The 25,198-nt window shown below is 62.4% G+C and carries 24 protein-coding genes; 12 read left to right on the top strand and 12 right to left on the bottom strand.

Annotated elements, in window-relative coordinates:
* Positions 1-54: 54 nt before the first annotated feature.
* Positions 55-1,872 carry a penicillin-binding transpeptidase domain-containing protein gene (locus GJB56_RS27490; RefSeq protein ID WP_195849567.1) on the bottom strand — a complete coding sequence of 606 codons (1,818 nt, stop codon included), beginning with the start codon at positions 1,870-1,872 and terminating at the stop codon, positions 55-57.
* Between the two features lie 96 nt (positions 1,873-1,968).
* On the opposite strand from GJB56_RS27490, the gene GJB56_RS27485 reads away from it, so the two are divergent.
* The 4 genes from GJB56_RS27485 to GJB56_RS27470 all read left to right on the top strand — a co-directional run bounded on the left by GJB56_RS27485 (position 1,969) and on the right by GJB56_RS27470 (position 5,848).
* Positions 1,969-2,523: a hypothetical protein gene (locus GJB56_RS27485; RefSeq protein WP_029254565.1), complete on the top strand. Its 555-nt coding sequence runs from the start codon at positions 1,969-1,971 to the stop codon at positions 2,521-2,523.
* A 218-nt stretch (positions 2,524-2,741) separates the two neighbouring features.
* A complete protein-coding gene (locus tag GJB56_RS27480) occupies positions 2,742-4,343 on the top strand; it encodes an ABC-F family ATP-binding cassette domain-containing protein (protein ID WP_020968570.1) in 1,602 nt (533 codons plus the stop codon).
* Between the two features lie 51 nt (positions 4,344-4,394).
* Complete coding sequence (locus GJB56_RS27475; protein WP_021343034.1) at positions 4,395-4,934, top strand: hypothetical protein; 540 nt, start codon at positions 4,395-4,397, stop codon at positions 4,932-4,934.
* A gap of 143 nt (positions 4,935-5,077) precedes the next feature.
* On the top strand, positions 5,078-5,848 hold the full coding sequence (locus tag GJB56_RS27470; RefSeq protein ID WP_069147100.1) for an alpha/beta fold hydrolase: 771 nt from the start codon (positions 5,078-5,080) through the stop codon (positions 5,846-5,848).
* Positions 5,849-5,866: 18 nt separating this feature from the next.
* Here GJB56_RS27470 and GJB56_RS27465 read toward each other — a convergent pair whose 3' ends face one another.
* Positions 5,867-7,945, bottom strand: a complete 2,079-nt coding sequence (locus tag GJB56_RS27465) for a heavy metal translocating P-type ATPase (RefSeq protein WP_113682184.1) — start codon at positions 7,943-7,945, stop codon at positions 5,867-5,869.
* A gap of 112 nt (positions 7,946-8,057) precedes the next feature.
* The gene (locus GJB56_RS27460; protein WP_029254561.1) at positions 8,058-8,708 is read right to left on the bottom strand and encodes a DUF305 domain-containing protein; all 651 of its coding nucleotides are present in this window, start codon (positions 8,706-8,708) and stop codon (positions 8,058-8,060) included.
* Between the two features lie 215 nt (positions 8,709-8,923).
* On the opposite strand from GJB56_RS27460, the gene GJB56_RS27455 reads away from it, so the two are divergent.
* Both GJB56_RS27455 and GJB56_RS27450 read left to right on the top strand, forming a co-directional pair.
* Positions 8,924-9,637, top strand: coding sequence for a response regulator transcription factor (locus tag GJB56_RS27455; protein WP_113682183.1), 714 nt, complete (start codon positions 8,924-8,926; stop codon positions 9,635-9,637).
* Complete coding sequence (locus GJB56_RS27450) at positions 9,634-10,755, top strand: sensor histidine kinase (protein ID WP_080712654.1); 1,122 nt, start codon at positions 9,634-9,636, stop codon at positions 10,753-10,755. The genes GJB56_RS27455 and GJB56_RS27450 overlap by 4 nt, the downstream gene beginning before the upstream one ends.
* Here the strand turns inward: GJB56_RS27450 and GJB56_RS27445 are convergent.
* Entirely contained in the window at positions 10,739-11,029 is a 291-nt protein-coding gene (locus GJB56_RS27445; protein ID WP_003945505.1) for a YiaA/YiaB family inner membrane protein, read from the bottom strand. The two genes, GJB56_RS27450 and GJB56_RS27445, sit on opposite strands and share 17 nt — an antisense overlap.
* 180 nt (positions 11,030-11,209) lie before the next feature.
* Between GJB56_RS27445 and GJB56_RS27440 the strand changes: the two genes are divergently transcribed.
* Positions 11,210-12,418 carry a macrolide family glycosyltransferase gene (locus GJB56_RS27440; RefSeq protein WP_113682182.1) on the top strand — a complete coding sequence of 403 codons (1,209 nt, stop codon included), beginning with the start codon at positions 11,210-11,212 and terminating at the stop codon, positions 12,416-12,418.
* A 6-nt stretch (positions 12,419-12,424) separates the two neighbouring features.
* On the opposite strand, the gene GJB56_RS27435 is transcribed toward GJB56_RS27440, so the two are convergent.
* Positions 12,425-12,871, bottom strand: a complete 447-nt coding sequence (locus tag GJB56_RS27435; RefSeq protein ID WP_113682181.1) for a hypothetical protein — start codon at positions 12,869-12,871, stop codon at positions 12,425-12,427.
* A gap of 57 nt (positions 12,872-12,928) precedes the next feature.
* On the bottom strand, positions 12,929-14,335 hold the full coding sequence (locus GJB56_RS27430; RefSeq protein ID WP_019747079.1) for an aminotransferase-like domain-containing protein: 1,407 nt from the start codon (positions 14,333-14,335) through the stop codon (positions 12,929-12,931).
* Positions 14,336-14,473: 138 nt separating this feature from the next.
* Between GJB56_RS27430 and GJB56_RS27425 the strand changes: the two genes are divergently transcribed.
* Entirely contained in the window at positions 14,474-15,694 is a 1,221-nt protein-coding gene (locus tag GJB56_RS27425) for a pyridoxal phosphate-dependent aminotransferase (protein ID WP_019747078.1), read from the top strand.
* An 83-nt stretch (positions 15,695-15,777) separates the two neighbouring features.
* Here the strand turns inward: GJB56_RS27425 and purQ are convergent, their stop codons facing one another.
* Together purQ and purS are read right to left on the bottom strand one after the other, a co-directional pair.
* Complete coding sequence (purQ, locus tag GJB56_RS27420; RefSeq protein WP_113682180.1) at positions 15,778-16,455, bottom strand: phosphoribosylformylglycinamidine synthase subunit PurQ; 678 nt, start codon at positions 16,453-16,455, stop codon at positions 15,778-15,780.
* On the bottom strand, positions 16,452-16,691 hold the full coding sequence (purS, locus tag GJB56_RS27415; protein WP_003945817.1) for a phosphoribosylformylglycinamidine synthase subunit PurS: 240 nt from the start codon (positions 16,689-16,691) through the stop codon (positions 16,452-16,454). Before purS ends, purQ begins: the two co-directional genes overlap by 4 nt.
* Before the next feature lie 165 nt (positions 16,692-16,856).
* Between purS and GJB56_RS27410 the strand changes: the two genes are divergently transcribed.
* Positions 16,857-17,504 (top strand): MBL fold metallo-hydrolase, encoded by a 648-nt coding sequence (locus GJB56_RS27410; protein WP_029254557.1) that lies wholly within the window; start codon positions 16,857-16,859, stop codon positions 17,502-17,504.
* Positions 17,505-17,512: 8 nt separating this feature from the next.
* Here GJB56_RS27410 and GJB56_RS27405 read toward each other — a convergent pair whose 3' ends face one another.
* The 4 genes from GJB56_RS27405 to GJB56_RS27390 form a co-directional block, all read right to left on the bottom strand.
* Positions 17,513-18,874, bottom strand: coding sequence for an Ig-like domain-containing protein (locus GJB56_RS27405; protein WP_113682179.1), 1,362 nt, complete (start codon positions 18,872-18,874; stop codon positions 17,513-17,515).
* A 226-nt stretch (positions 18,875-19,100) separates the two neighbouring features.
* Positions 19,101-19,805: a DUF2334 domain-containing protein gene (locus GJB56_RS27400; protein ID WP_113682178.1), complete on the bottom strand. Its 705-nt coding sequence runs from the start codon at positions 19,803-19,805 to the stop codon at positions 19,101-19,103.
* Between the two features lie 100 nt (positions 19,806-19,905).
* The gene (locus GJB56_RS27395; RefSeq protein WP_003945816.1) at positions 19,906-20,403 is read right to left on the bottom strand and encodes a glutathione peroxidase; all 498 of its coding nucleotides are present in this window, start codon (positions 20,401-20,403) and stop codon (positions 19,906-19,908) included.
* A 63-nt stretch (positions 20,404-20,466) separates the two neighbouring features.
* Complete coding sequence (locus GJB56_RS27390; RefSeq protein ID WP_020906375.1) at positions 20,467-21,405, bottom strand: ABC transporter substrate-binding protein; 939 nt, start codon at positions 21,403-21,405, stop codon at positions 20,467-20,469.
* Between the two features lie 122 nt (positions 21,406-21,527).
* On the opposite strand from GJB56_RS27390, the gene GJB56_RS27385 reads away from it, so the two are divergent.
* From GJB56_RS27385 to GJB56_RS27375, 3 genes are all read left to right on the top strand, one after another.
* Positions 21,528-22,514 carry a sucrase ferredoxin gene (locus tag GJB56_RS27385; RefSeq protein WP_230091087.1) on the top strand — a complete coding sequence of 329 codons (987 nt, stop codon included), beginning with the start codon at positions 21,528-21,530 and terminating at the stop codon, positions 22,512-22,514.
* A 125-nt stretch (positions 22,515-22,639) separates the two neighbouring features.
* The gene (locus tag GJB56_RS27380) at positions 22,640-23,917 is read left to right on the top strand and encodes an acyl-CoA dehydrogenase family protein (protein WP_020906373.1); all 1,278 of its coding nucleotides are present in this window, start codon (positions 22,640-22,642) and stop codon (positions 23,915-23,917) included.
* The gene (locus GJB56_RS27375) at positions 23,914-25,137 is read left to right on the top strand and encodes an acyl-CoA dehydrogenase family protein (protein ID WP_019747070.1); all 1,224 of its coding nucleotides are present in this window, start codon (positions 23,914-23,916) and stop codon (positions 25,135-25,137) included. Before GJB56_RS27380 ends, GJB56_RS27375 begins: the two co-directional genes overlap by 4 nt.
* The last annotated feature ends 61 nt before the right edge of the window (positions 25,138-25,198 follow it).

The following is a 25,198-nucleotide window of genomic DNA, read 5'->3' as shown; positions in this document are numbered from 1 at the left end:
ACGTGTCACGGTTGAGCTACGACGGCGTGATCCAACTGCAACGGAAAACAGGTTTCAGCGCAGAAAAGTACCCGCTACCTGCACCGCAGGCGAAGAGCTGTCCGCGCCGGCAATGAACACCGCAAATGCGAGATCTCCCTTGATTCCGACAAACCACCCGTGTGCTGGACCACCTTCGGTTTCGGCCGTACCGGTCTTGCCCAGAAGCCCCGGAATGTCCTGCAACGACGTTGCCGTACCGCCTGTGACGGTCTCGCGCATCATCACCCGCAACTGTTCGGTCACCTCGGTGGGAGCCGGTGCCACGGTCTGATCTGCCACGCCGGGCTGTCCCTTGACCAACATCGGCGCGGGTGTCGTCCCGTTGGCGATCGAGGCCGCCACGAGAGCCATCCCGAAAGGCGTGGCGGTTACCGTGCCCTGTCCGATCGCGGACTCGACGCGTTCGGCGGGTGTGTTCGCATCGGGGACGTTGCCCGTCACCGTCGTGAGGCCCGGAGTGACGTAGTCGACGCCAAGCCCGAACTGCAGAGCCGCGTTGTGTAGAGCATCGGCAGGCAGACCGACGGCCATCCTGGCCATGGTGGTGTTGCACGACTTCGCGAACGCGGTGTGCAGCGGAACCGATCCGAGGTCGAACTCGTCGTCGTTGGGGATCTGACGGCCCTCGATGTTCTCGGTACCCGGGCACGCCAGAACCGTGTCCGGTGTAGCGACGCCGGCTTGCAGCGCCGCGGAGGTCGTCACGGTCTTGAACGTGGACCCCGGTGGGTACAGGCCGGTCAACGCAATGGGGCCCTGTGCGTCGGCGGGGGCATTCTGGGCCACCGCCAACACCGCTCCGGTCGACGGCTGTAGCGCTACGATCGCCGCCTGTTGCGTCACCCCGGCGAGCGCGTTCTCGGCCGCGAGTTGCAGTGGTCGGTCAATGGTGGTCGCGATGTTCGGAGCAACCGGCCCGTCTTGGCCGGCGACGGTGGTGACGGTTCCGTTCTGCTTCACCTGCTGCACCGCCCAGCCTGCGGATTTGTCCTGCCCCTCCTGCCACAGATCGGACAGCCCACTGAACGTCGGCGACGCCAAAGTTTTGTCCACCGAGAGCAACCGCGCTTGCGGCGCCAAGCTCACTCCGGGAATCGCCGCCAACCGCTCCTCGATCGGTGCAAGATCCTCGGCACGCAAAGTGATTGCGGTGACCGGCTTCCCGCTCGCCGACGCAAGGTCGCCGCTGAGCGATGCCGCCGTGATCGTCGGTGCGACGGGCGAGAGCAGGGCGGCCACGGCTGCCGTGTCCACCGGAGGAACCGCAGCGGAATCGAGATTGACCAGCGTCACCACCTGCTGCTCCATGATCGGCTGGCCTGCTGCGTCCAGCACGGACGGCGGCGCACCGGTCGTGGGCGTGTAGCGCAGCGTGGTCGAGGCGGTCAGGTCCGGAGCCAGCAGCGCCGGATCCCACTGGATCAGCCAGTTGTCCCCGCTTTTCGACGCGTTTCCCTGCGTCGAGTAGTTCCAGTCCTGACCTTCACCGAACTTCCACGCCGCATCGAGTGTGAACGTCCCCGCAGAATCACCGGACTCGGTGGCGTCGGAGACGGTGAATGTTCCCTCGTCCTTGCCCAGCCCGTCGATCAGAGCCGAAATCGCAGTCGAGGCCGCCGCCGGATCGGTGGTCAGGGCTGCCGCCGCTTGCACGTCATCCGACGTGAGCGCGGAGGCGAACTCCTCTGCCACTGATTTCGGCTGGTCAGGGCCAGAACTGCAGGCAACTACCGATCCTGCGGCCAATACCCCCAGAGCCACGGCAGCCACGGGACGACGGAAAGTTCGGAAGCTCTGACGAGCGTGTGAAAGGCGCACGACTCCGATCATGCCCGAATTTGTGGCGCCGGTTCGACTATCGGTGTAATCATGTAATCAGTGCAATAAACGCACGTCATGCTCCACCAGCTTTCCGAGGAGAACGCCATGAAGAACTCACAAAGCTCCGGCGACCGCAGGTTCGGCCGTCCAGGAGGTTGGCAACAGGCATCGGTTCCCGACGCGAGTGATGCGTCCGACTGGTTTGCCGGTCGACTTCCAGATGACTGGTTCACCGGGACCGCCGACGTCCAGGTCGACCGCGAAGAAATCGTCGTGATCGGTGAACTCCCGGCAGTCGACGGTGGCGAGGCCGCCGCGGACGGAAGGATCTCGCGCTTTCGCGAAACCACGCGCGCCGACCGGATGCGCATCGCCGACGAGGCCGAGGCTCGCTACGGACGCAAGGTCGCCTGGGGTGTACGCCTGGACGAAAAGACCGTCCTGTTCACACATCTCGCAGTTCCGGTGATGACACGACTGCGTCAGCCCGAACGCAAGGTTCTCGACACCTTGGTGGACGCGGGAGTTGCTCGCTCGCGAGCGGACGCTCTCATGTGGACAGTCCGGTTGGCGGGCAAGCACAGCGAACAATGGCTCACGGAACTCCGCGAAGCGATGTCGAAGGTCGACGATCTTCGGTCCGAAGGCCCGAAAATCTGAGGACCAGAAAATCTCAACACCGAACACTGACGAGACCGACAGCACAAAATAATTCGATTGCAGGGGACCACTCGAGTGTTCTAACCTGGAACACGAATCATTCCCGACAGAACAGGAAACGGGCCGTTGCTCCTCTAGAGGTTCATCACGCGAAGGCACTCGCACCCATCAGCAATTGCTGAGCCGGGCGCACAGTCCAAGCACCCTCTGGAGTACTCATGACCCAATCCCATCCTTCTCTGTCGCTCTCGGATCTCACCTTCATCTGGCCGGACGGCGAATCAGTCTTTTCCCGCACCAATTTTGTATTCCCCAGTGGCCGTGTCGGTCTCGTGGGACTTAACGGATCGGGAAAGTCGACTCTGCTGCGATTGATCGCGGGAGAGCTCTCACCGGAATCCGGATCCGTGACCGCTTCCGGCGAGGTCGGCTACCTCCGCCAAGACATCACACTCGATCCGAGTGTTCGGGTGGACGGCATCCTCGGTATCCACGAACTACGAAACGCATTGCACCGCATCGAAACCGGCGACGGATCCGAGTCCGATTTTGCACTCGTGGACAACAACTGGGATATCGAGGAGAGCGCTCTCTCCACCTTGCATCGACTCGGCCTCGAGAAGGTAGTTCCGGATACCGCAGCATTGAGCCGAACCGTCGGCACCCTCTCCGGCGGGGAGACCGTCCTACTCGGCCTGACCGCAACACTGCTGAAGAATCCGCAGGTGCTACTCCTCGACGAGCCGACCAACAACCTGGACCGCGACGCTCGATCACGAGTTCATGCTGCAGTCCAACAGTTTCCGGGAACCGTACTGATCGTCAGCCACGACCGGGAACTGCTCGACACCGCGGAGTACACGGTCGAACTACGTCGGGGGGATCTACGCGTGTTCGGCGGCAACTACTCGCACTACCAGGAGGTCGTGACCGCTGAGCAGGAAAACGCACTCGCCACTGTTCGCGACGCCAAGGCCGATCTGGCGAAGCAGAGCCGCGAGCTGATCGACGCTCGAACAAAACTGGACCGACGTAAACGCTATGGGCAGAAGATGTTCGAGAACAAGCGGGTGCCACTGATTATCGCGCAGGAACGAAAACGCCAAGCCCAAGTTTCGGCCGGAAAGCTGGCCCTCAACCATATCGGGAAGGTGGACGAGGCCAAGTCCGCCCTGTCGGAGGCAGAGGAACTCCTTCGAGACGATCGCGAGATTCGCCTGGACCTTCCTGCTACAGAGGTTCATCCGGGGCAGCAGGTTGCGCGGCTCGCCGAGGTTACGTTGCGGAGCGGCCAAGGGGTATCGCTCCAGATCACCGGGCCGGAGCGGATTGCGCTACTGGGACGCAACGGAATCGGCAAGACAACATTGCTCGATGCACTCGCTGCGTCGACTCCGTTCGTAGCCTCTCGTGCGCTCCCCCAACGTCTCGACGTGTTCGACGAGAATCTCTCGGTGGCGGACAACGTCGCTTTGGCCGCGCCACACGCGACAGCCGAGGAAATTCGTGGGCAGTTGGCACGGTTCCTTTTCCGGGGAACGGATTCCGATGTATTGGCTTCTGCGCTCTCCGGCGGTGAACGATTGCGCGCGGCGTTAGCGACGATCCTTCTGGCCGAACCCGCGCCCCAGCTGCTTCTTCTCGACGAGCCGACAAACAACCTGGACCTACCGAGTCTCGCTCACCTCACGCAGGCACTTTCCGATTTCCGCGGTGCCATGGTGGTGGTGAGTCACGATCTGCCGTTCCTGCGCGACATCGGCATAACGCGATGGATCAGCATGGACGAGAATGGTATTCAGGACATCGATCCCGAGTAGGCCGACGGTTGACGCTATCGGTGCGAGACGGTCTGGCCTTACTGTGGGGCGATGTGCCTTCACCTCGACGCAACCGCCGCGCTGTCGATCGCAGGTTGGGTTCGCGAAGAACCTACTCGATCGGCCTCTGCCCCAGTTCCGCAACCGCTGGTCGGCGTTTGTGATCAACTCATCGTGTGGGCGAGTTCGTTCTCCGTACTTGCCAGTTCCGACGACCAGGTGTGGTTTCTCTCGGCGGAGAACTATGCCGGTGGAGTCGGCGTCAGTGATGAGGCGTTTCCTTGGAATGCGTTCCGGCACGAGAGCCTGGCGGTCGCTTCCGGGCCGGCTGAGCGCGCGGCGATCAACGCCTTCTGGTCCACTCACCTCCCGGTTCTGCTGTCGGTACGCAATGGGTACGAGTACCTGGCGCTCGCACCGGACGGTCAGGTTGTCCGTGGGGGAGAGCCTGAGTTCGAGGAGGTCACCGTAGTTGCCACTGATTTCGAGGCTCTGCTTCGGGGCATAGCCGCAGGCGTCAGCACGGCAGACCCCTTCACCGATGCACTGCTTGGAACGGTGGGTACTGCCCGGCCGGGCAGTGACCGGTAGCTCTGAGGGAGGCCGAGTTGATTGCTCGACTGGTCGTGAAAGTTCACGGCATCCGTCGGAATGGCTCCGGACGACTACTCGAGTTCGTGTGCGCAGTAGCTGGCACCCATACTGGACGGGTGTTGCACGACGTGAGAAATCCGGTGGACGGTGCGCGGATCGCCTATCAGATCGTGGGCGATGGCCCACCCCTGTTGATGGTGCACGGCACAGCGTTGTCGCGCTCCATCTGGCGTGGCTTCGGGTACGTCAAGGCGCTCCAGGAACAGTATCGTCTGATCCTCGTCGACATGCGGGGTCACGGACGCAGTGACAAACCACACGACTCCGATTCGTATGCAATGGATCTGGTGGTCGGCGACCTCCTGGAGATCCTCGACACGGAGTCTCCGTTCGAACCGGCTCACGTCCTCGGATACTCGTTCGGCGGGCGCTCGGTGATGTCGCTGACTGTCGAGCACTCCGAACGGGTGCGATCGCTGACCGTCGGGGGCGGTAGTAGCCGGCCGATGACGGGGGCGTTCGACGCATTGTTCTTCCCAGGCTGCATCGACGCACTCGAAAGCGGCGGTATCGAGGGGTTTCTGACCGGTTGGGGCGCGAGGCGCGGCAAACCGGTGGATCCACAGACTGCGACGGCCTTTCGAATCAACGATGCCCTCGCACTCGCGGCCTACATGCGCCGGGCCGAGAAGGAGCAGGGCATCGACGACGCCGAGCTTCAACGGATCGCCACACCGGCGTTGTTGTTCGTCGGATCGAGAGATCGCGAGCGCCTGCCGGATACCGAGCATCTAGCGTCGCTGATCCCGGACAGTGCCTTGACTGTGATCGAGGGGGCTGATCACGCGAGCGCAGTCGCGGACTCCGAAGCTGTGCTGCGTGCGCTCGTTCCGTTCCTGAGCCGACAGTAGTCCGCCTTCCTCCGCTCACTACTGCGGTGTGAGCACTCTCGACTCGAACGCGGTCACCGGTGGTTGCCGCAAGTCCAAGCGTCGCAGCAACTGGGCATTCGCGGCAACGACCACAGTGGATACCGACATCAGGATTGCTCCGACCTCCATCGGCAGCACAAACCCGACGGGCGCCAGTACTCCCGCAGCGAGGGGAACCGAGATCGCGTTGTATCCCGCTGCCCACCAGAGGTTCTGAACCATCTTGCGGTAGGTGGCGCGGGACAGCTCGATGACCGAGCTCACCGAACGCGGATCATCGCTGGCCAGAACAACTCCCGCCGATGCGATCGCCACGTCGGTTCCGGCACCGATCGCGATACCCACATCCGCCTGGGCGAGTGCCGGCGCATCGTTGACCCCGTCACCGACCATCGCCACGCGGTGGCCCGCAGCCTGAAGCCGAGATACCTGCGCTCCCTTGTCCTGAGGAAGCACCTCGGCGAAGACCTCGTCAATTCCGAGTCTGCGGGCGACCGAATGAGCCACGGCCTCCGCGTCTCCGGTGACCATGGCCACTCGAACACCGCGAGCGTGGAGGGCGTCGACGGCCAATGCTGATTCCGGGCGAATCTCGTCGGCCAATGCCAATGCGCCGATTACCTTCTCGTCACGCACTACATGCAGGACCGTCGACCCGTCACTGAGCCACTCTTCGGTCCCCGGGATCGCTGTGGCCCCGACCGATCTCAACATCCCCGGTCCGCCGACACCGACGCGTGCGCCGCCGACGTCCGCAGCAACCCCGATTCCGTTGTGCGCCTGAAAGTCGGAACCCGAAGTGAATTCGAGCGACAACTCCCGCGCTGCTGCGACGACGGCGCGCCCGAGTGGATGTTCGCTGTCGAATTCGACGGCAGCTGCTGCGCTGAGAACTTCGTCGTCGGAGTACCCGTCGACGCCGCGCACACCGACCACTGCGGGCTCCCCCTTGGTGAGAGTGCCGGTCTTGTCGAAGAGAACGGTGTCTACGTTGCGCATCGCCTCGAGGGCCATGCGGTCGGTGATCAGAATCCCAGCCCGAGCTGCTCGTTCCGTCGCGATGGAGACGACCAGCGGAATCGCCAACCCGAGCGCGTGCGGGCAGGCGATCACCAGAACGGTGATCGTCCGGGTGACTGCGCTCTCCGGTGTGCCCCAGATACTCCAGGCGATCGCGGTCAGCACTGCCGCGCCCAGTGCGTACCAGAACAGCAGAGCAGCGGCCTTGTCCGCCAACACCTGAGCACGACTCGACGAGTTCTGGGCCTGTTCGACCAGGCGCCGGATACCGGCGAGCGCGGTGTCTTCTCCCACAGCGGTGACTCGAAGCCGAAGTGCCGAGTCGGTGGCTACGGTGCCGGCCACCACCTGATCTCCGACAGTCCGGCGGACGGTCTTCGACTCGCCCGTGATCATGGATTCGTCCATGTCGGCGCTTCCCTCGACGACCGTTCCGTCCGAGGGAACGCGGGCGCCGGGACGAACTATCACCAGGTCGCCGGTGGCCAGAGCTGCGGTGGGCACGGTTTCCACCGACTCCCCCACCACCCGTTCGGCCTCGTCGGGCAGCAAAGCGGCAAGCGAATCCAAGGCGCTCGATGTCTGACTGAGCGAACGCATCTCGATCCAGTGACCCAACAACATGATCACGATCAGAAGCGCGAGCTCCCACCAGAAATCAAGAGTGTGATCCACCCAGTGCAGACTTGCAGCCCAAGAAGCGAAGAAGGCAACGGTGATGGCAAGTGCGATCAGAAGCATCATTCCGGGTTGCCGAGAACGTATTTCGGCGACAGCGCCGGTGAGGAACGGCTTGCCTCCCCAGAAGTACATCACGGTGCCGAGTACCGGTGAGATCCATTCCACCAGAGCGTTTTCCGGCAATGTGTACCCGACCAGATCAGCGAACATCGCATCTGCCGCAACAACCGGAACTGCGATTACCAGCATGACTGCGAACAACGTCCGGAACTGTGCGACATGATCCGCGTGACCACCGTGTGCACCGTGCTCCATCTGGCCATGGTCCATCGCGCTATGGTCCGTCTCGCTATGGTCCATCTGACTGTGATCCATGTGGCGGTCATCCCCTCGCGTGTGATTTCGGCACTGCAGCGGTCAAACCATCAGCCTCGAACGTATGCCCGACTCGGCCACCGAGCAAGGTCACGCGGCCGAGGTCAACCGTTCATTTCTCCTTCAACATCGCTTCCATCTGAGTGATTTCCGCCTGCTGACCGGCAATGATCGCTTCTGCCATCTTTTCCGCCGATGGATCGAGCCCGTTGTCGAGTTCGGTCTGGGACATGGTGATGGCACCCTTGTGGTGCTCGATCATCATCGTCAGCCACAACTTGTCGAACTCCGCGCCACTGGCGTCGGTGAGGGCGGTCATGTCGTCGGCCGACATCATGCCCGGCATCTCGGCCATCCCGACGCCGTGTCCCGCATGCGCCGAATCATCCATGCCCTCCATCGAACTCGACGAAGGATCGGGGCGTCCCCACTTCGTCAGCAATTCCGTCATCTGAGCCATTTCCGGGCCTTGCGCTGCCTCTATCTGCGCTGCAAGAGAGAGAAGTTCGGCATTGTCGGTTCGACCGTCGACCATTCCGGCCATGTCCAATGCCTGCGCGTGATGCGGGTACATCCCTTCGAGAAACTCGATGTCGGCAGCATTGACACCCGCAGGAATCTCCGACTGTGCTGCGACGCTGGTTGTTTCGGAAGAATGGTTGACGCTCTCCCCGGAGTTGTCCGAGCATCCGGCAATCAACAGTGCTGCCGCTGCCACAACCGGTACGAACCGTGCGGCGCTCTTCCTGACCGTCAAAGACATGTTTCACTCCCGAAAATTGATTCTGTTCGATATGCACTGCACCACAATTGATTTGACAACAATGCTGCACATGCACAGTTGCCACGTTACCGGCGAAAATCCGCCTCGAAGCCCGATAACCGGCCCAAACAGGCTTCCTTCATCGAATCTTCACAGTCGAGCGGAAACCACCACACGACAGCAATGCAGACACGCAGTCGACTAACCTCGGTTTGATGAGCGCCGAACTACGACCTGGTGAGGAACCGGGGCGTGTTCTTGTCGTCGACGACGAGACTGCCCTCGCGAAGGTTGTCGCCAACTATCTGACACGCGAAGGATTCACCGTGCGCCTCGCCCACGACGGGCCGAGCGCAGTACGTTCGGTGCGCGAATTCGAGCCCGCGCTGATCGTGCTCGATCTGATGCTCCCGGCCTTCGACGGCATGGAAGTCTGCCGACGAATCCGCACCTTCTCGGACGCGTACATCCTGATGCTCTCCGCCCGCGGTGAAGAGTCGGACAAGGTGACGGGTCTGGCGGCCGGCGCGGATGACTACGTGGTCAAACCCTTCGGCCCCCGCGAGTTGGTTGCGCGAGTGAAAGCTCTGCTCAGACGGCCACGCGCGTCGAGTTTGCTGCCGAAAGTGCTGCCAACGCCTCCCGGACTCGACATCGACGTCCTGGCCCGCACGGTCCGTGTCGACGACAACCTGGTCGATCTGACCCCCACCGAGTTCACCCTGTTGTCCGCGCTCGCATCCCGACCCGACGCAGCCTGGAGTCGGGCCGAGATCATCGCCTCGGTGTGGGGGTCGCCCTGGTTCGGGGACCAGCACATCGTCGACGTCCATGTCCGTGCATTACGCCGCAAACTCGGCGACGACGCGACCGATCCGCGGTTCATCAGAACCGTCAGGGGCGTCGGATACTCCCTGAGGTCGTCATGAACACGGTCGTCATGAACGCGGTCGTCATGAAAAGACTCGGGCTACGCGGAAAACTACTGCTCGCGCAGCTCGCCGTCCTGTTCGTCGCCTGCCTCGTCATCGCCGCCGTTGCCATCGCCGTCGCTGCCCCGCTCTTTCACAACCACCTCATGATGGCCGGCATCGAAGACTCGAATGTCCGTACCCACACCGAAGAAGCATTCGCTCAGACCATGACCATTGCTCTGTTGTGCGGGATCGCGGTCGCGCTGGTGGGCGCAGGCATCGCCGCGGTCTACATCGTCCGACGCGTCACGGCACCGATCACCATGCTGGCAGAGGCGGCGCAAAGCGTCGCCGACGGGAACTTCGACGTGACTATCGGCAGGTCCGACGTAGATGCCGATTTCACGCGTCTCGAAACGGCATTCGCCGACATGGCTGCACGCCTTGATCATTCGGATCGGGTCCGCAAACGACTGCTTGCCGACCTTGCTCACGAATTGCGCACTCCGGTATCGACTTTGGCTGCGTACGTGGACGGCATCGAGGACGGAGTTGTGCCGACAGATCCTTCGTCGTGGTCGGTGATGCGCGATCAACTCGAACGTCTGCGTCGGCTGTCGTGCGATCTGGCGGACGTCTCCGCTGCCGACGAACACGCTCTCGAACTCGATCGCCGGACCGAGAATCTCGACGACATCGTCTGCAGCGCAACGGCAGCAGCGGGGCCACGTTTTGCCGATCGTGGAGTCGAATTGACAACCGCCCTGCCTCCGCAACCGGTCACGGCCGAGGTCGATCGCCAACGAATCGAACAGATCCTCGCCAACCTGCTCGAAAACGCGTTGCGGCACACTCCAACCGGAGGTTCGGTGAAGGTGACACTCGCACGGGAAGGTGATCACCTCACGGTGTCCGTCACCGATACCGGTGACGGAATTCCCGCAGACCAACTCGAATCCGTCTTCGACCGTTTCCATCGCGGTGATCGATCCGACGGCTCCGGTTTGGGACTGACCATTGCGAGGAGCCTCGCGCTGGCGCATGGCGGCAACCTGACGGCCCGCCGCAACGAGCAGCCGCTCGGCAGCACGCTCGTCCTCACTGTGCCGATGGGACTCAGGCAGCTGCCTTGAACGGATCGTGCTCGGCGATCAACTTCTCGAGTCGAGCCTCGTCCACTCGAACCCTGACGGTAGACGCCTCCTGCTGATCACGAATCACCTTGGCCAACGTGAACGTACTGGTGACCAAGAACAGCAAGGACATTCCGAGAAATCCGCGTTGCCACGCATCGATCGGAAGATACGCAATTCCGAGGAGGGTGCCGACAAAACTGACGGCAAAGGCTATTCCGGCCTGCAGATAGAAGGCTGCAGTGGTCTTCGAAGGTGTTGTCGGTGTGCTCATGCTTCGAAGTCTGCTCGCCCATCCCGGCACTCGGATGCGTAGTCCTACTCGAGTGCGCACGGTACTTCCCCGGCAAAAATCAGATGCCGTTACCCATCCTGGTGGATAGTCTCGGTCCGGTATCCGGAGTTGTTCCAGAACAGTTGTTGTTCGACCCCAGTCAGACGGCAGGAGTGATCGATGACCCGCAGACATATCGCCATGGTGAGCATTCCGGCACCTGGCCACGTCAATCCGAGCCTGGCGATCATCGCGCGTCTCGTCGCAGCCGGTCACCGCGTCACCTACGCCAACGACGAGTCGATGCGCGAGGTCATCGAGGCGACCGGGGCCGAATTCGCACCGTACGTCTCCACGCTGCCCAGCCTCGTTCCTTCCCCTGACGGCGCCGAACCGGAGAAGAGTTGGGATGGGGATCTCATCGATCAGTTGACGATTTTCCAGGACGACTACGAGGCGATGCTGCCGCAGCTGCGCCAAATCTACGACGACGACCGTCCCGACCTCTTTCTCTACGACATCGCCGGGATCCCCGCGCGAATACTGGCTCAGCAGTGGAACGTTCCCATCATCCAGTTGTCGCCGACGTATGTTGCCTGGGACGGCTACGAAGCCGACGCCGCACCGATGTACGACGAGATTCGTTCCGATCCGAGAGGCGTCGACCTGCTCGATCGGGAGGCCCGGTTCTTCCGCGCCGAAGGCGTCGAGGTCGATCCGCGTGAGTTCACCGGACGCCCACCCCGTGCAATCGTGCTGATCGCAGAATCGATGCAGCCCAACGCCGATCGCGTGAACCGCGACGTCTACACGTTCGTCGGCCCCGCACTCGAACCGAGCAATCAACCCTGGGTGAACCCGGATCCCGAACGCAAGCTTGTGTTGATTTCGCTGGGTTCAGCCTTCACCGATCATCCGGATTTCTATCGCACCTGCGTCGAGGCTTTCGGCCCGATGGACGGCTGGCACGTCGTCCTCCAGATCGGAAAGCAGGTGCAGATCTCGGATCTCGGACCACTGCCCGACAACGTCGAAATACACCGATGGGTACCGCAGTTCGCGATTCTGCAGCAGGCCGACGCGTTCGTGACCCACGCGGGTATGGGCGGATCCAGCGAGGGACTCGTGACCGGCACGCCCATGATCGCGGTGCCGCAAGCCGTCGATCAGTTCGGCAACGCCGACTCGCTCGTCGACGCCGGTGTCGCAGTACGCGTCGACGGCGCTACCGTCACGCCAGTAGAGCTTCGTGAGGCGCTGACCCGGGTGAGCTCGGACGAGTTCCGCCGACGCAGTGCAGAGTTGGCAAAAGAACTCGCAGCGGCGGGCGGTGTATCTCGTGCCGTCGAGTTGATCGAGGCCGCCCTGCCAGACAGCGGGCGGCGGTAGTGGTGGCTACCAGTGACAGGCGTCGCCGCCCACGTTCTTGATGGTTCGCTGCAGAACCGTGATGGTGGTGACGAATTCTTCTTCGCTGATTCCCTGCATCCGCTCTTCCTGCAGCATCTGCTGTACCCGCGCGGCGCGATCGAACTGCTGGGAGCCCGCATCAGTAGGGAGAAGGACAGACTCGTCTTCACGCGCCCAGCCCAGGTCGAGAGCAGAGTCGACGGCCGCGTCGATCACGTCAGTTGATTCGTTCGGACCGATCGTTCGCAGGAGGACAGCTCGCTCCACCCCTTCAGGGTGCAGCGAAAGTTGGTGCAGGACCCACCACCCCGGCTGGGTCACGCCGATTGCTTCGAGCGCTCCGCGCGTGCGCGCGCGAATCGCTTCACCGGCGCGCGCTGTCCAGAATCCGATCGGCTGATTGGCCGGTGGCTGCATCGCTTGTTTGTTCATGGACACGACGATAAAACCTCAACGGAAGTTCAGGTCAACCACCAGCGAGGTGAAGTTCTACATATGTTGTGTGATTGCTCGGCCGATGATGCGGGCGGCGTCGGGGAACTCACCCGGGTTCGGTCCGGCGTAGTTGAGCCGCAGGAACTTTCCGGTCGGTTCTGCCGGGAACCAATCGTCACCGGCCCCGACGATGACGCCGGCCGACCGGCAGTCCTGCACGACACGTTCGAGATTCGTGGTGTCCGGGAGCCGAAGCCAGAGGTTGAGTCCGCCTTGCGGTACAGCGTCGAGGTGAGCGTCCGGCGCATGCTCGCGCAGACTCGACACGAGGAGGTCGCGTCTGGCCTCGAGTTGGTGACGAAGCCGGCGCAAGTGCGTACGCCAGGCCGGTTGGGTCACGACGTCGAGCGCTACCGCTTGCAGCATCCCACTGACATACATCGAATCCGCCTGTGTATCAGCAAGAATCCGCTCGTAGGCCGGCCCTCGGGCGATCAATCCGGCAACTCGCACCGATGGCGACACGCTCTTGGTCAGTGCACGAAGGTAAACGACGTGTCCGCTGTCGTCGCGTGCAGCGATGGGGCTGGGATCCGCGGTGATTCCGAAGTCGAGCGCCGAACTGTCCTCGATGAGGAAGGCGCCGTGCCGACGGACGGTGTCGAGAACCTTGTCAGCCAACGACGGCGACCACAGCGCTCCCGTCGGGCTCGCGAAGCTCGGTTGCGCGTAGAACGCACGGGCACCGGTCTGTTCGAATGCACGCGAAAGCTCTTCAGGATCAGGACCGTTGGCGCCGCTGGAGATCGGAATGACCGTCACACCGGCCTGCGCGGCAGCCAGGATCGCACCCCAGTAGGTCGGCGATTCCATGAGCAACGGACGCCCCTCCCCCACCAGCGCACGGAAGGACGTCGCAAGCCCACCCTGACTGCCGGGAAGTACAACCACGTCGTTCGGCCCGGGCGGAGTGATCCCGGCGGGAGTTGCGGAACCCAATTCGGAGGCAAACCAGGACTGCAGTTCCGGAAGCCCGGCGGCGAGGGGCCGATTGAACACGGCGTCGGTTCGCGTCGCCCTGGTGAAGGCTGCACGAACCAGACCTTCCGGCAAGAGCTCTCGGGCCGGATAGCCGGAATGCAGCGCGATCACGTCGTTGGAGGTGGACTGCAGCGCAATAGGAAGCTGCAGACGATAGTTCGGCGATCCGAGCGCCGCGGTCTGCCACCCGTAATCGTTGGGTCGCACGACGCGTGCGGCGCGTACGAAGGTCCCCACACCGGGACGAGCCTCCACAACCCCCTGAGATACCAGCGTTCGCAGCGCCTTCTGCACGGTGACCGGGCTCGCCCCGTGCAGGCTCACGAGCGACCGAGTGGACGGAAGCTTCGCGCCTGGAGGTGCCGTCGCGATCCATTCGCGCAAGGCTGCGACAATCCTCGAACTGCTATCATTGGACATGTCGAATCATAGTAGCGCTACTCTCCTCTCGCCGCTAGCGCTATCGCGAATCAATGTCCGTTTCCAGACCGAACCCTGAGGCGCCCTTCTCATCTGAAACACAACTCGCCCACCCGAACCGGAGAGGTACGTAACCGCGTGAACACACCCATCGATCAGGCCCGCAAGCTCGAGAATGTCAGGTACGACATCAGAGGGCGAATTCTCGACAAGACCGAAGAACTCGAGGATCAGGGACACACGATCCTGCGACTCAACGTCGGTAATCCGGCCCCCTTCGGATTCGAAGCACCGGACGAAATCATGATGGCCATGATCCGCAATCTCCCTACCGCCCAGGGATATTGCGATTCTCGCGGACTGTATTCGGCGCGCACCGCGGTGGTCCAGTACTACCAGACGCGGGGTATCACCGACGTCACCGTCGACGAGATCTATCTCGGAAACGGCGTCTCCGAACTGATCACGCTGACGATGCAGGCGCTCTGCAATCCCGAGGACGAGATCCTGATTCCCGCTCCCGACTACCCCTTGTGGACGGCTTCGGTTTCACTTGCCGGCGGCACGCCGGTTCACTACCTCACCGATGAAAGCCAGGGCTGGGCACCGGACTTCGACGATCTGGAAGCCCGGATCTCTCCGCGCACCCGAGGGATTGTCGTCATCAATCCCAACAATCCGACGGGCGCCGTCTACTCGACGGAGGTGCTGCAACGCTTCGTCGACATTGCCCGCAAGCATGACCTGATGCTCTTCGCCGACGAGATCTACGAGAAGATCGTCTACGACGGCCGATCCATGACAAACCTTGCGTCGATGACCGGGCGAGACGTTTTGTGTCTGACATACTCGGGGCTGTCCAAGGCCTACCGCGTCTGCGGGTTCCGAGCCGGATGGCTGGCCATCACCGGACCACTCGAGCGGGCGTCGAGTTTCATCGAAGGCATCAAACTGCTGGCCAACATGCGAATGTGTGCCAATGTGCCGGCGCAGCACGCGATCCAGACCGCACTCGGCGGACGCCAGTCCATCGAGGACCTCCTGCTCCCGCAAGGTCGACTGACAGCACAGCGCGATCTCGCGCACAGCACGCTCAACAGCATCGACGGGATCAGCTGTCAGCAGGCCGACGGCGCGCTGTACCTGTTCCCGAAGCTCGACGTCGACAAGTTCGGCATCGTCGACGACGAGAGGTTCGTTCTCGATCTACTGGAATCGGAAAAGATTCTGGTCAGTCACGGCCGCGCGTTCAACTGGATCGAACCCGACCACTTTCGGTTGGTGACTCTGCCGAACACCGACGACCTCGCGACCGCCCTCGAGCGTCTCGGCAACTTCCTCAGTTCCTACAGCCAGTAACCCGAGAACCGGGACGCCCCCACAAACGACTGAACGCCGACCGGATTTCCGGTCGGCGTTCGGTGGTGAAAATCAGCAGGCGATCAGGCAGTGACGATCGCGTCGAGTGCCGAGTAGAACAAGCCGAGTCCGTCGTCACTCGGTCCGGTGAGAGCCTCGGTGGCGTGCTCGGGGTGCGGCATCAAACCGACGACGCGGCCGTTGACCGAAGAGATACCGGCGATACGACGCTGCGAACCGTTGGGGTTCTCCTCCGAGTAGCGGAAGACGACGCGGCCTTCACCCTCGAGTTCGTCGAGAACATTTTCGGAAGCCTGGAAGCGACCTTCACCCGACTTGAGCGGGATGAGGATCTGGGCGCCGGCCTCGTAACGCGAGGACCAAGCCGTGTTGTTGGCTTCGACCGTCAACCACTCGTCGCGGCAGATGAAGTGCAGACCCTGGTTACGGGTCAGGGCACCGGGGAGCAAACCTGCTTCGCAGAGGATCTGGAAACCGTTGCAGATGCCCAGGACCGGCATGCCGCCCTTGGCTGCTTCGACAACCTTGCCCATCGCGGGAGCAAAACGTGCGATCGCGCCGCAACGAAGGTAGTCGCCGTAGGAGAATCCGCCGGGAACGACAACCGCGTCGACACCCTTGAGGTCTGCGTCGCCGTGCCAGAGTTCGACAGCTTCACCGCCGGCCAGGTTGATGGCCCGAGCAGCATCGATGTCGTCGAGCGTGCCCGGGAACGTGATAACCCCGATACGTGCGCTCATGCCTCGACTCGCCTGACGGTCCAATCCTCGATCACCGTGTTGGCCAGCAGGCCTTCGGCGATCTTCTCGAGTTCGGCGTCTTCGACACTGCCGTCGATCTCCAACTCGAACCGCTTGCCCTGACGGACATCGGATACTCCTGCAAAGCCCAGGCGAGACAGTGCCCCGACAATTGCCTGTCCCTGGGGGTCGAGAATCTCGGCCTTGGGCATGACTTCGACGACGACACGGGCCACGTGCTGCTCCTCGGTACTAGTGCGCGAACCCGGAGTGAAACGCTCGGGTGATGGCCAGTTTACCGGGCGCACCCGAGATGGTTCGCATCGAGTGATCGGGGCGTGACGGCCAACACCCGCGAAACCCGCCTGCGAGTCACTCCAGGGCGGCGCATACTCGAAATCATGCGACTGACACATTTTGGCCATTCCTGTGTGCTCGTGGAGTTGAACGGATCGAAAATCCTCTTCGATCCCGGCAACTTCTCGCACGGATTCGAAGGCATCACCGGCCTCGACGCCATCCTCGTGACACATCAACACCCCGATCACGCCGACCCGGCGCGGCTGCCCGAACTGGCCGAAGCAAACCCCGACGCGGTGCTGTACAGCGATCCGCAGACGGCTGAGAAGCTCGGTGGGCGCTGGACGGGAGTCCGGCCGGGCGACCGGTTCAGCATCGGCGACGTCGAGGTGACCGGAACCGGCGGAGAGCACGCGATCATCCATCCGGACCTACCGATGATCGACAACACCGCGTTCCTCCTCGGCGACGCCACCAACCCGGCGCAGTTCATGCATCCCGGCGATTCCCTCTACGTCCCCGAACAGAAGGTCGACGTTCTTGCCCTTCCCGCCGCCGCACCGTGGCTCAAGATCTCGGAGGCCATCGACTACCTCCGCGCGGTAGCGCCGCGCGTCGCGGTTCCCATCCATCAAGCGATCATCCGCGACGAAGCCACAGGCATCTTCTACGGTCGCTACTCGGAAATGGCTGCCGACGGTACCGAGTTCCGAGTTCTCGGTGAGGAGTCGAGCGTCGAAGTCGCCTGATTCAGTCCTCACGCACTCACATCGACGATGATCCAGCCGGTGCTCGTCCCACCGGCTTCGTCGGTGAGTGTGTAGAGAATCCTGTCGGTGCCTGTCTTCGTTCCGGCCTCGAACACCACTTCGCCGTTTTCGAGCTTTACGGTGCCACCGAGAAGTGACGTCGCCTCGACCCCGGTTACCTTGATCGAATCTCCGTTGCTGTCATGATCATTCGCGACGGCGTCGACGGTGACTGCGCCACCTGAGCGGACCTGCGCGGTGTCGAGTGCGGCGTACGGCGGAATCGGGCTTGCGGTGTACCGACCGACGTCGTCGAGTCGATCCGAGGCCACGTCCGCGGCATCGACGATGGCAGCAAATTCGGTGCCGTCGAAGCGCGAGAGGTCGTTGCCGTTCATGATGGTCGATCCCTCGGCGCCGCCGCCGTGATAGTCGTCGGCGTAGAAGTTGTGGCCCAACTCGTGGCGGAGAACGCGGCTGAAGTTGCCAACGGGCTCGGCACCGACCTGCGCGTAGCTGTGATCGAGTTCGAACCTCGAGTAGTAGGCATTTCCGCCACCGGAAGCGCAGACGACAGTCGCCTGGTCGACGCTCGTGCCGACCTGATCGGACCACAGACCTTCCGACTGGTCGAGGTTTTCACAACTGCTCGAATACGGGTCACTCGCGGCATCGGCGCGAAGGACAACCCGACCCAGGATCGGCCGAATTCCGACGTCTCTGATCCAGATGGCAGCGGTTCGGGCCATTGATTCCTCGGCCCGATCCAGAGCGACGGCGGGACTGCCTGCGCCGTGCGCGGAGTACCACTCGCCACTGAGATCCAATCCCACCACGAACTGCTTCACCGTCTTGCCGACGCTTGCGGCCGAGGCCGACGCGATAGAGGCGGTCGGCCACTTGGGTTTTGCGTCGATCGGCGCCGTGCTGCGACCGACCACGTCGGATCCCACGAACTCGATCGAAGCACCACGATCGAAAATCACCTGCCCGCGCAGTGTTCCGGCGGAGTCGACGATGGCCGAGACGATTGCGTCCGGATGCCCTTCCACACTGCCGATGTACGAACGGGGCGCCGGGATCACCACATCGGTCAGCTCGCCGCCGCTTTCCTGTACGGCCATCGAGAAGTCGGATCCCCGCAGATTCATCTTGTGAAGCCGCAGTGTGAGTTGCTCACCTTCGTCGTCGACAGTTGCGGTGCGGGTGCCTTCGCTCGCACCGCCGTCGACACCGCCCGTCGGCAGCGTGTGAACCACGCCGGTCGGAGCGGCAGACGCAACTGCCGGGACGATTGCAGCACAGACGACTGCGCCCACAGCCAGAGCGACAAGACCCTCGGCCGACTTGGAGAACCCTCGTGCGCGCATGGTGAACCTCAACTTCGTCTACTAGCGGCAGATTAACTGCACGCACTGTAGCAGCGAAAAGGTTGGGCGACGCCATACTCGAATTCAACGTCCACTTTATGCGACTTTGACCTAATCGGCCCTACTGCCTGCAAGGAACGGGATAAATGCGAAGAGTCTGCCTGCTCGGGCAACCCGGACACACGACACCATCTCGCAGCTATCAAATAGTTGCCAATGACCGAATTCAGGCAGCGCCGAGTTCCTGCGACGGGGAGTTCCATCGGTATACCTGCGAGGTGGCCTCATGAAAAAGCGCGAGGTCCACAGCGTCGAGAACAGCCTGACGTGGGCCCTCGTTTCCCAACTGCTTGGCAGTAATCGACAATCTGACCAGTCCCCCACGCTTGGCGGCGCGCCCGGCTCCGAGAACCAATGCGCGACACCACCACGGCTCGGCCTTGAAGCCCTCGCCGACACCGAAAACCCTTCCCCGCTGCAAGGTTCCACGGGTCAGATCGTGTACTGCGCCGAGGCCTGCCACCGTCCGAAAGCCGGTCTCCGGCAACACCGACATGGCACCAGGCGACGCCACCCAGCGCGGCGGTGCGAACACCCGGGTCCTAAGACCTGCATGCTCGAGAACCCGATCCGCAGCGAGTAGTCGCAGTTTTGCTTCGTGCTTCGACAGAGTGGCGAACTCGGCTCGACGACGCTTGGTCGCGGCCTGGTCGTAGCCGTGCAGAACGATGGCGTCGCCGTGCTCACGACGCTCACGCAGCCAGGCCGTCGTCACCGCGTCGTCGGCCAGTCGGTATTTGTCCTTCAGTCGCGGCGCCACCAGGAGCGACAGGCGGACACCTCGAGCGTCCATCTCGTCTGCGAATCCGGCAGCGAGATAACATGTCTCGTCTCTGATTCCGGATACCGACACGATCAGTTCTGCGGACATACTCCGATACTGGCAGCTGTGGGTGAACAGCACACTGCCGCCGGATGATCATCCGGCGGCAGTTTTCAGCACAGCTACTAATTCTTCGGAAGCGCAGCTACTAATTCTTGGGAAGCGCGGCTTCGATGGCGGCGACAACCTCGGGAGCGTCAGGTTCGGTCCGCGGACGGAAGCGGTTGACGACGGTGCCGTCCGGTCCGATCAAGAACTTCTCGAAGTTCCACTGGATGTCGCCCGCAGCGCCTTCGGCGTCGGCAGCCTTGGTGAGTTCGGCGTACAGCGGATGCTGGTTCTCGCCGTTCACCTCGATCTTCTCGAGGAGCGGGAACGTGACGCCGTAGGTAGTGGAGCAGAACGTCTCGATCTCTTCGGCGGTACCCGGTTCCTGCCCCATGAACTGGTTGCACGGGATGCCGATCACGGTCAGACCGCGATCGGCGTACTCGCTGGCCAGCTTCTCGAGCGCCGAGTACTGCGGGGTCAGTCCACACTTGGATGCCACGTTGACCACGAGCACGGCACGGCCGTCGTATTCACCCAACGAGGTGGGCACGCCACCGAGGGTGTTGATCGCGATGTTCTGTACTGGAGTTGTCATAGGTCCAACTTAGCGACTCTTGCCGACTGCCAGTTCTCGCCCACTGCTACTTCTCGTCCACTGCTACTTCGATGCTCCGAGAATGCGATCGAGGTCGTCCAGAACGGTGAGGCCGCCGAGCGGTCCGACGCCCGTGATCCAGTAGGACATGTCGACCAGATGTGGGTTCGGGAAGAATCCGGCGTTGTCCGCCACGGCCTTCGGCATCGTGCTGGCATCTGCCGGCTTCGCGGAGGTGACCAGGATGAGGTCGGCGTTGGCTCCGGAGACGAATTCCGGGGAGAGGTCGACGGAGATCGAGTTCTCCCAGTCGCGTGCGGGAATCGTGAGTCCCGCGCATTCGAGAGTGCTTCCGGCAAACGACGTGGGTCCGTACAGCGTCAGAACGTCGTCGCGTGGGCGGATGAGCTGAGCGGTCTTGCCCTCGGTGCTGTGCTTGCTCGCCACTTCCTCGCAGCGTGCCGTGTAGTCACCGAGCAGTTCGCCTGCCTGATCGGTCTTGTTCAACGCCTCTGCGACGAACTGGACGTTGTCCTGCCACGGATCGGTCTGGGTCGCCATGTAGACGGTCGGCGCGATGGCAGCGAGTTGCTCGTACAGATCACCGTGCCGCGATTCCGTTCCGATGATCAGGTCCGGGCTCAGTGCGACGATCTTCTCGAGGTTCGGCGCCGCGACGGTGCCGACCATCTCGATCTCCGCGGCCTTCTCACCGAGGTACGCCGGAACACCGGTCGTCTCGCTGAGGACCGCGGTGCCCACGGGAATCACGCCCAGCGCTACCGACGTGTCGAGCTGAACCGGCTCGAGCACGACAACTCTCTGCGGATCCATCGGTACGTCCGTGGTTCCGCGGGCATGGGTGACCGCGTGCACGGTGTCGGCGGACTGACTGTCGGTATCCGTCTTGTCGTCACTGCCACACGCCGTTGTCGTTGCCACGATGGCGGCGAGGACAAAACCACCCAGCACGTACTTCGCCCGCGAGTTACTGCGTTTCATTCCCAACACTCCTGTTACCGACTGCTTTCGACCGTCACAGCCACGCGTATTCACCACGGCTGAGCAAAGGATTCACCATCCAATAGTCTGGTGAGCCTAACCTACGAGACTGGAGCCTCATCATGTCTTCCCTTCCCTGCCACACCTGCAGCGACGGTGTCCTGGGGAAGGCATCTATGCAGTGCTTTCCGGAATTTGTCGCCAATCCGCAAACCAGTCGACGCCGTCACGCCTGTACACGGCAGTCGTCGACCGCCGGCGAACCGATGGTCGGTCGCGCCGGAATGACACATCTGTGGGTGTTGATCGAGCACCCCGGCCCCTGGCCGGCGTCCGCTCCTGACGACGTTCTCCCAGTCGCACTCACCGAAAAAATCTACGCAGCGCAGGGTCGTATTCGCCTCGTGGTGATCCGGCGGCCCCGCAACCGCCGAGTCCTCACCCCGATGTGCGTACTCGCCTGGACGGACGGCACACGTCAGTGGATGCGGGAAGGGTCGGTCGACCGATACGAGGACCTGTCGGTACTGCCGTTCGAATCGATGGCCACCGGAGTGGAACCCGACTTCGGCCGCTCCCGCACGGAACCGCTCTTCGCGGTCTGCACACATGGAAAGAAGGATGCGTGCTGCGCGGAACTCGGTCGCCCGGTCGTGTCGGCGCTGAACGCGGCACAGATCGCAGATGTGTGGGAATGCAGTCACATCGGCGGAGATCGATTCGCGGCCAACATGATTGCGTGGCCCGCCGCAGTCTATTTCAGCCGACTGGACGGCAACTCCGCGATCGATGCAGCCGAAAAATACCAAGCCGGAGAATTGGAGCTGCTGCACCTGCGCGGCCGAGCGGCACTGTCACAGGCCGCTCAGGCCGCCGAACACGCAGTCCGACGCGTTACCGGCATCGTCGCGACGGACGCACTCGAGAGTGTCACCGAGAGCGTCGACGGAGAACATACGACTGTCGATCTTCGATTGGAGGCGAGAGACTTTCGCGTGGTCGTTCGACCCGGCTCTCCAGGGCAGCCGTTCCGACACGATTGCGGTTCCGGAGGAACTGTCGAATGGAACGGATGGATCGTAGAACACCTTCACGAGCAATCGCACTGACCACTCGATTCCGGTAGAACTGCCCGGCAGGCCATCGAACCGAGATTTGCGCGGACTGACAACACTTCGAATCAGGTCGCGATGAAGGATCGACGCCCCTGGTGATTACAGCTTGCATTCTTCCCATGACCACCGCACTGACGCCGAATGCCGTTTCCCGGTCTGCAGATCCGATCAAGAGTGAGGTCGACTACGAAACACTGGCAGCAAAATTCCGTCCGATCTTCGCGGACATCGCACAAGCCGTCGTCGAACGCGAACGCGATCACGTGCTTCCCTTCCAACAGATCGACGCACTCAAGAAAGCAGGCTTCGGCGCCGTTCGGGTGCCGACAACACACGGTGGATCCGGCGCGAGCATCCCGCAATTGATCCGGTTACTAGTCGAGTTGTCGAGCGCCGATTCCAACATCACCCAGGCACTGCGCGGTCATTTCGCGTTTGTCGAAGACCGACTGGTCGCCGACCCCGGACCTGAGCGCGACACCTGGCTCCGACGCTTCGCGGAGGGACAGTTGGTCGGCAACGCGTGGACCGAAATCGGCGACGTTGCATTGGGCGAAGCCAACACCAAGGTCTCGCCCGCACCCGATGCCGACCATTTCCTGGCGAACGGGGCAAAGTTCTACAGCACGGGTTCCATTTTCGCCGACTGGATCGACCTGTACTCGCAGCGCACCGACACCGGCGCATTCGTGATCGCCGCAGTCGAAGCGAGACAACCCGGTGTCACACACAGTGACGACTGGAACGGGTTCGGCCAGCAGACGACTGGCTCCGGCTCGTCCGTCTACGAGAACGCAATAGTCCAGCCGGAGAACATCTTCGACTTCTCGACGCGCTTCAAATACCAGACCGCGTTCTACCAACTGTTCCATCTCGCCACTCTCGCCGGCATCGCCAAGGCTGCGACAACCGAGATCTCTCGTCGAGTCGCCTCTCGTACTCGAACCTTCAGTCACGGCAACGCTCCGAGATACGCGCAGGATTCGCAGATCCAGCAAGTTGTCGGCGAGGTGTCCTCGGCTGCCTTTGCAGCCGAGGCCGTGGCGCTGCACGCAGCACAGTCGTCCCAATGGGCATACGAAGCCGCATTCTCCGGCTCGCCGGAGGAAGAGAAAGCCGCCAACATCGCAGCCGAAATCGATTCGGGGCGAGGGCAAGTCGCCTCGATCGGACTCGTCGTTCCGGCCACGGCCAAGATCTTCGACGCACTCGGTGCTTCCGGAGTGAGCCGCGACCTCGATCTCGATCGGTTCTGGCGCAACGCGCGCACCGTGGCCAGTCATAATCCGGTCGTCTTCAAATCCAAAGTTGTCGGCGACTACGAAATCAACGGAACCGAACCGATTTACGTGTGGGCCATCGGGACTGCACCGACCGAAAAGGATGTACAGGCATGACCGTGACCAGTGAAACCGAAGTCTTCGTCGGCGTTCCCGACACATCCGAAGGCTGGATCGACCGCGCTCGCGAGGTGAGCAACGTCCTTGCCGTCGACGCGCTCGCCCGCGACCGAGCCGGCGAACCACCGTTCCGAGAAGTCCAGCTGCTCAAGGACAGTGGTCTGGTGACACTGCTGGGTCCGATCGAGTTCGGCGGCGGTGGGCAGCGATGGGAGACCGCCTACAAGGTGGTTCGGGAGATCGCGCGCGCCGACGGCTCGATTGGGCAACTGCTCGGGTATCACTACCTGTGGGCATGGGCAGCCAGATTGGTCGGAACCGATCCGCAGATCTCCGCTGTCGAGGAGCTGTACACGAGCAACCGATTCTTCTTCGGCGGCGCGGTGAACCCTCGAGACACCGACCTCACCGTCGTGGATCGCGGAGACACCCTGGTATTCAACGGTGTGAAGTCGTTTTCCACCGGCGGACGAGTCACCGACCTCACGGTGCTCGAAGGAATCATCGACGGAACTGCGACGCATGTGTTCGCTATCGTGCCGACTGCTCAGGACGGCATAGTCTTCCGCGGCGATTGGGACAACCTCGGGCAGCGCCTCACCGATTCGGGCAGTGTCGAGATCAACGACGTCGAGGTCGACTGGGCAAGTGCGGCAGGCTTTGTCGACAAGGAATTCCAACCTCTGGTCTACAACACCCTGAACTTCCCCGCGATCGAGATCGTGTTCGCGAACTTCTACCTCGGGATCGCCCGTGGCGCACTGGACACTGCGGCCGAGTACACCCGAACCCGTACGCGTCCATGGCCGTACGGCGGTGACAACCGCGAAATCGCAACCGACGAGTGGTACCTCCGTGAGGGCTACGGCGACTTGCAATCGAAGCTGTGGGCGGCGGAGGCCTTCGTGGATCAGGTCAGCCGTGAGGCCGACGCCGTGCTCCACGACGCTCGCGAAAACCTCACCGAGCAGGCTCGCGGCGACCTCGCCGTACGCATTGCGGCCGCAAAACTTCGCGCCGCCGACGTCTCCTTGGAGATCAGCAACAAGATCTTCGAACTGACCGGTGCCAGAGCCACGTCCAACGATGTCGGCCTGGATATCTACTGGCGCAACATCCGGACGCATACCCTTCACGATCCGCTCGCGTACAAGCGCCGTGAAGTCGGTAGTCGTTTTCTGACCGGCGAGATTCCCGAACCCACCTGGTACACATAGCACCCACGAACAGAAAGAGACCGTCGCACGGTTAGTGCGGCGGTCTCTTTCATCGTTACGA

The sequence above is a fragment of the Rhodococcus sp. AQ5-07 genome (genome assembly GCF_009707305.1).
Classification (GTDB): Bacteria; Actinomycetota; Actinomycetes; order Mycobacteriales; family Mycobacteriaceae; genus Rhodococcus_F; species Rhodococcus_F erythropolis.
Note: the sequence above shows the minus strand (reverse complement) of the source record. Positions and strands in the feature narration are given on the sequence as shown.

Bases quoted from the DNA above. Each gene is read 5' to 3' on its own strand.
- GJB56_RS27450 (WP_080712654.1), top strand. From the start codon at position 9,634: ATGAACACGGTCGTCATGAACGCGGTCGTCATGAAAAGACTCGGGCTA.
- GJB56_RS27435 (WP_113682181.1), bottom strand. From the start codon at position 12,871: ATGAACAAACAAGCGATGCAGCCACCGGCCAATCAGCCGATCGGATTC.
- GJB56_RS27395 (WP_003945816.1), bottom strand. From the start codon at position 20,403: ATGACAACTCCAGTACAGAACATCGCGATCAACACCCTCGGTGGCGTG.
- GJB56_RS27400 (WP_113682178.1), bottom strand. From the start codon at position 19,805: ATGTCCGCAGAACTGATCGTGTCGGTATCCGGAATCAGAGACGAGACA.
- GJB56_RS27380 (WP_020906373.1), top strand. From the start codon at position 22,640: ATGACCACCGCACTGACGCCGAATGCCGTTTCCCGGTCTGCAGATCCG.
- GJB56_RS27390 (WP_020906375.1), bottom strand. From the start codon at position 21,405: ATGAAACGCAGTAACTCGCGGGCGAAGTACGTGCTGGGTGGTTTTGTC.
- GJB56_RS27430 (WP_019747079.1), bottom strand. From the start codon at position 14,335: ATGTCCAATGATAGCAGTTCGAGGATTGTCGCAGCCTTGCGCGAATGG.
- GJB56_RS27385 (WP_230091087.1), top strand. From the start codon at position 21,528: ATGTCTTCCCTTCCCTGCCACACCTGCAGCGACGGTGTCCTGGGGAAG.
- GJB56_RS27490 (WP_195849567.1), bottom strand. From the start codon at position 1,872: ATGATCGGAGTCGTGCGCCTTTCACACGCTCGTCAGAGCTTCCGAACT.
- GJB56_RS27460 (WP_029254561.1), bottom strand. From the start codon at position 8,708: ATGTCTTTGACGGTCAGGAAGAGCGCCGCACGGTTCGTACCGGTTGTG.
- GJB56_RS27465 (WP_113682184.1), bottom strand. From the start codon at position 7,945: ATGGATCACAGTCAGATGGACCATAGCGAGACGGACCATAGCGCGATG.
- GJB56_RS27405 (WP_113682179.1), bottom strand. From the start codon at position 18,874: ATGCGCGCACGAGGGTTCTCCAAGTCGGCCGAGGGTCTTGTCGCTCTG.
- GJB56_RS27485 (WP_029254565.1), top strand. From the start codon at position 1,969: ATGAAGAACTCACAAAGCTCCGGCGACCGCAGGTTCGGCCGTCCAGGA.
- GJB56_RS27480 (WP_020968570.1), top strand. From the start codon at position 2,742: ATGACCCAATCCCATCCTTCTCTGTCGCTCTCGGATCTCACCTTCATC.
- GJB56_RS27445 (WP_003945505.1), bottom strand. From the start codon at position 11,029: ATGAGCACACCGACAACACCTTCGAAGACCACTGCAGCCTTCTATCTG.
- GJB56_RS27475 (WP_021343034.1), top strand. From the start codon at position 4,395: ATGTGCCTTCACCTCGACGCAACCGCCGCGCTGTCGATCGCAGGTTGG.
- GJB56_RS27440 (WP_113682182.1), top strand. From the start codon at position 11,210: ATGACCCGCAGACATATCGCCATGGTGAGCATTCCGGCACCTGGCCAC.
- GJB56_RS27410 (WP_029254557.1), top strand. From the start codon at position 16,857: ATGCGACTGACACATTTTGGCCATTCCTGTGTGCTCGTGGAGTTGAAC.
- GJB56_RS27455 (WP_113682183.1), top strand. From the start codon at position 8,924: ATGAGCGCCGAACTACGACCTGGTGAGGAACCGGGGCGTGTTCTTGTC.
- GJB56_RS27375 (WP_019747070.1), top strand. From the start codon at position 23,914: ATGACCGTGACCAGTGAAACCGAAGTCTTCGTCGGCGTTCCCGACACA.
- purQ (WP_113682180.1), bottom strand. From the start codon at position 16,455: ATGAGCGCACGTATCGGGGTTATCACGTTCCCGGGCACGCTCGACGAC.